This is a genomic window from Kitasatospora sp. NPDC057512 (assembly GCF_042802135.1).
GTDB lineage: Bacteria > Actinomycetota > Actinomycetes > Streptomycetales > Streptomycetaceae > Kitasatospora.
The window spans coordinates 1-3,477 of sequence record NZ_JBHVET010000819.1; the positions used below are offsets into that span (position 1 = coordinate 1).

The window sequence follows — 3,477 nt, forward strand, 5'->3', positions numbered from 1 at the left end:
GCCGTGGGGAGTCTCGGACGTACGGTCAGGAGAAGACGTCCCGCTTGTAGGTGTCGCCGTGCTTCCAGGTTCCGGCAGGGAAGCCGGACTGCCCGGCGCCCAGGCCGATGTACAGGTCCTCGCGCTTGGTCGACCTGCCGGAGACGTTGGCCGCCTTGCTGTCGCCGATGCCCTCGCCCCGGTACTCGACCTGTTCGCCGCCCTTCCAGGACTGGCTCCGGGCGTCCGATGGACACACGATCAGGCGGACGGGTCGCAGACCCCTCGTCCGTCCGTCAGGCGTCGTGGCCGAGGTAGGCGGTGACCAGTTTCGGGATGTCGTCGGCCAGGGTCTCCCACGGCATGGCGGCCGCTTCCTCCGTGTCGGGCGAGGCGGCGACGCGCCACTCCAGGAGGGACTGCACGGCGCGCAGGGCGAGCAGGAGGTGCCCGCGGGTGATGTGCGGGGGCCGGCCGGGATGTGCCATCAGGGCGTCGCACCGCTCCCGCGCGAGCTGGTCGAGCCGCTGCTGAGCGGACTCCCGCAGTGCGGGCACGGCGGTCGCGTACACGACGAACTCGCGGACGAGAGCGGCGTGGTCCCGGAACAGGGCGACCAGGTGTTCCGCGTACAGGCAGACGGCCCGGACGAAGTCCGGTTGCCGCACCGCGGCGGGCAGGAAGAGCTCCCGCTGGGCCCGGGCGACCTCGTCGAGCCAGCGCCGCTGGGTCGAGACGAGCAGGTCCTCCTTGTTGGCGAAGCGCTGGTAGACGGTGCCCACGGCCACGCCGGCGCGCGCGGCCACCGTGCCGAGGGTGAACCCGGCGACGCCCTCGTCGGTGATCAGCTGCTGGGCGGCTTCCAGGATCCGTTCCATCGCCGCTTGGCTGCGTTTCTGCCGGGGAGGGCCGGGGCGCGTGGTCATGGGCCCATCCTCACACACTCGAATCTGAATATGGATTCATATTCATGTTACGGTGACGGAACCAGCCGGCGGCCACGCAAGGGGCCGCCTGCCCGAACCAGGAGGTCGCGGTGCTCACCTATGCCGCCATCACCGGAGCCGGTCTTGTCGTCGGAGCGATGTACGCGCTGCTGCGCGTACGCTCCCCCGCTCCCCCACTGGTCGCCCTGACCGGACTGGCGGGAATGCTGATCGGCTACGGAATCCCGGGAGCCCTGACATGACCGGCATCCGCGCGACAGCCCGGCGCTACGCCCTGTCCCTGGCCGCGGGCATCGCCGCCGGACTGCTGTACGGGCTCATGGGCGTGCGCTCACCGGCCCCGCCGTGGCCGGCACTGCTCGGCCTGCTCGCCATCGTGGCGGGCGAGAGCGGGATGCGCGCCCTGCTGGCCCGATCGCGCCCCGAACCCACCCGGCCGGAGCCCCACCCGGGCCCGGACCATGCGGGCCACGGGACGCCGGCCACACCGGCCGCCGCTCCGCACCCCGCGACAACCCACGGAAACCGAAAGTGAGAACAGGAATGCCCTTCACCGGCCTCGACGCCCTGCTCGACCCGACGCCGCTGCCACTGGAGACCGGCTTCGAACGCGATGCGGACGGAGTCCTCCACATAGCCTGCCGCACCGACCTGCACGGCGTCACCGGCGAGATGTTCGAGTGGTGGTTCCGCTCCCGGCCCCTCACCCGGCAGTACGTCTGGTGGCACCCGATCGACCACGTCGCCAGCAACTGGGCCGAGGGGGTCGAGGGAGAACTGCCCGGCTCGATCCACCTCGCCGAGGAGCGCTTCGGACACCTGCCCGCACAGCGGATCGCCGTCCAGTTCCGCGACCCGGAGGAGTTCTTCACCCCCGCCGCGTACCGACAGGCACGCGACGAGGGCCGGATCACCGGCGCGGTCTGTGGCCGCGTCGGCAACGGCTTCGAGCCCGAACGCGACGAGGACGGCCGCGTCCTGGGCAACCGGCTCCTGCACCTGTGCCGCGACACGCCCTGGGGCAGCGCCCTGCGCAGCAACTTCTACTTCGGCGTGGACCTCGTCGGCAAACTGACGCCGCAGCAGATCGCCGAGACCTTCACGGACGAGTTCGGCCGCGAAGTACTGCGGCACTGCTACAACGAGTTCACCTTCCTCGCCCGGTTCCTGCCTTCCCTCTACGCGGGCGAGCACCGCGACACCATCCCGGTCACCGCACCCTGGTGACCCACCCCCGGGCCCATGAGAGGCCCGGCATCGGCACCGCCCGCCTGCGTGAGGCTCACGCAGGCGGGCGGCCACCGGACTTCGCCCCGGAGGACAACGGATCCACACGGTTCCGCCCCTTCGTCGACTCCACACCACGTGGAGCATGTGACGACGGGTGACTCCCTTCCGGGCGTAGCGGTCGACGGTTCACCCGAAGGCGCAAGCGGGGCACCCTGGCGATCCATCAACACGCTCCGGAGCGGTCACGGGTGGCTGGACCTCGGGCGGGGCCGTCAGGGTGCCGGGCTCTGTGCGTCCTCGACGTCGGCGAGCAGGACAAAGCCGAGACCGTCTCGATGGTCGGCGGCAAGGGGCGGCTGCTGGCGGACTCCAGCGCCACCGGCGGCGCCCTGAGCACCCTGCGCGTCACGCTGGGGCGCGGCAAGGACGGCGCCACTCCGCACTACCACGGGGGCTCCTCGGAGCTGTTCTTCGTCGTCGACGGCTCGGCCCAGGTGCTGGTCGGGAACGAGGTGGTCACCGCCCGCAGCGGCGACCTCGTGGTGGTGCCGCCCCATCTGCCGCACGCCTTCGCGGCGGCACCGGACTCCGGGGCGGACCTGCTGATCGTGATCACCCCCGGGGTGGAGCGCTTCGACTACTTCCGCCTGCTGGAGCGGATCCGCGCGGGCGAGGCGACGGTCGAGGAGCTGCTCGCCAAGCAGGACCTCTTCGACAACCACTTCCTGGAATCCCCGAGTTGGCGCGACGCCCGGGAGGAAGCCGCCCGGTCCGAGCCGTAGACCGCCCGGCACCGAGCCCGTCCGACACCAGGAGAGGAACCCCGTGACCGACACCCGCACCATCACCAACCCGCCCGGCCTGCACGACCCGACGCCGTTCGGCTACAGCCACGCCGCCTCCGCACCCGGCGAACCGGTGTTCATCGGCGGCCAGTACGCCGCCGACGCCGGCGGCCGGGTCGTGCCCGGCGACTTCGCCACCCAGGTGGAGCTCGCCCTCGCCAACCTGCGCACCGCGCTCGCCGGGGTCGGCCTCGGCTTCGAGCACGTCGTCCGGCTCGGCTCGTACATCGTCGACCACGACCCGCAGAAGCTGGCCGTCCTCGGCAAGGCCCTGGCCGGGGCCTGGGGCGACCGGCTGCCCGCGCAGACACTCAGCGGGGTCGCCTCGCTTGCCCTGCCGGGGATGCTCTTCGAGATCGACGCGGTCGCCGTCCGGCCGACGGCGGGGGCAACGGGCTGACCCACCCACGCCCAAGGGTCCCACCGGCCGGTGGGACCCTTCGCCGAACCGCCGCCGTACCATCGCCGTTCGAGCC

At 72.0% G+C, this 3,477-nt stretch carries 7 protein-coding genes; 5 read left to right on the forward strand and 2 right to left on the reverse strand.

Going from position 1 to position 3,477, the window contains the following annotated elements; all coding sequences use genetic code 11:
• Positions 1-25 precede the first annotated feature (25 nt).
• A complete protein-coding gene (locus ACFU6K_RS34220; protein WP_380669768.1) occupies positions 26-238 on the reverse strand; it encodes a hypothetical protein in 213 nt (70 codons plus the stop codon).
• Positions 239-275: 37 nt separating this feature from the next.
• A complete protein-coding gene (locus tag ACFU6K_RS34225) occupies positions 276-905 on the reverse strand; it encodes a TetR/AcrR family transcriptional regulator (protein ID WP_380669770.1) in 630 nt (209 codons plus the stop codon).
• Between the two features lie 110 nt (positions 906-1,015).
• Here ACFU6K_RS34225 and ACFU6K_RS34230 point away from each other — a divergent pair, with 110 nt between their 5' ends.
• From ACFU6K_RS34230 to ACFU6K_RS34250, 5 genes are all read left to right on the forward strand, one after another.
• Complete coding sequence (locus tag ACFU6K_RS34230) at positions 1,016-1,168, forward strand: DUF1427 family protein (protein WP_380669772.1); 153 nt, start codon at positions 1,016-1,018, stop codon at positions 1,166-1,168.
• Positions 1,165-1,461 (forward strand): DUF1427 family protein, encoded by a 297-nt coding sequence (locus tag ACFU6K_RS34235; RefSeq protein WP_380669774.1) that lies wholly within the window; start codon positions 1,165-1,167, stop codon positions 1,459-1,461. The genes ACFU6K_RS34230 and ACFU6K_RS34235 overlap by 4 nt, the downstream gene beginning before the upstream one ends.
• An 8-nt stretch (positions 1,462-1,469) precedes the next feature.
• Positions 1,470-2,153 (forward strand): DAPG hydrolase family protein, encoded by a 684-nt coding sequence (locus ACFU6K_RS34240; protein ID WP_380669776.1) that lies wholly within the window; start codon positions 1,470-1,472, stop codon positions 2,151-2,153.
• A 338-nt stretch (positions 2,154-2,491) separates the two neighbouring features.
• On the forward strand, positions 2,492-2,938 hold the full coding sequence (locus ACFU6K_RS34245) for a cupin domain-containing protein (RefSeq protein ID WP_380669780.1): 447 nt from the start codon (positions 2,492-2,494) through the stop codon (positions 2,936-2,938).
• 43 nt (positions 2,939-2,981) lie between these two features.
• Entirely contained in the window at positions 2,982-3,401 is a 420-nt protein-coding gene (locus tag ACFU6K_RS34250; protein ID WP_380669778.1) for a RidA family protein, read from the forward strand.
• The last annotated feature ends 76 nt before the right edge of the window (positions 3,402-3,477 follow it).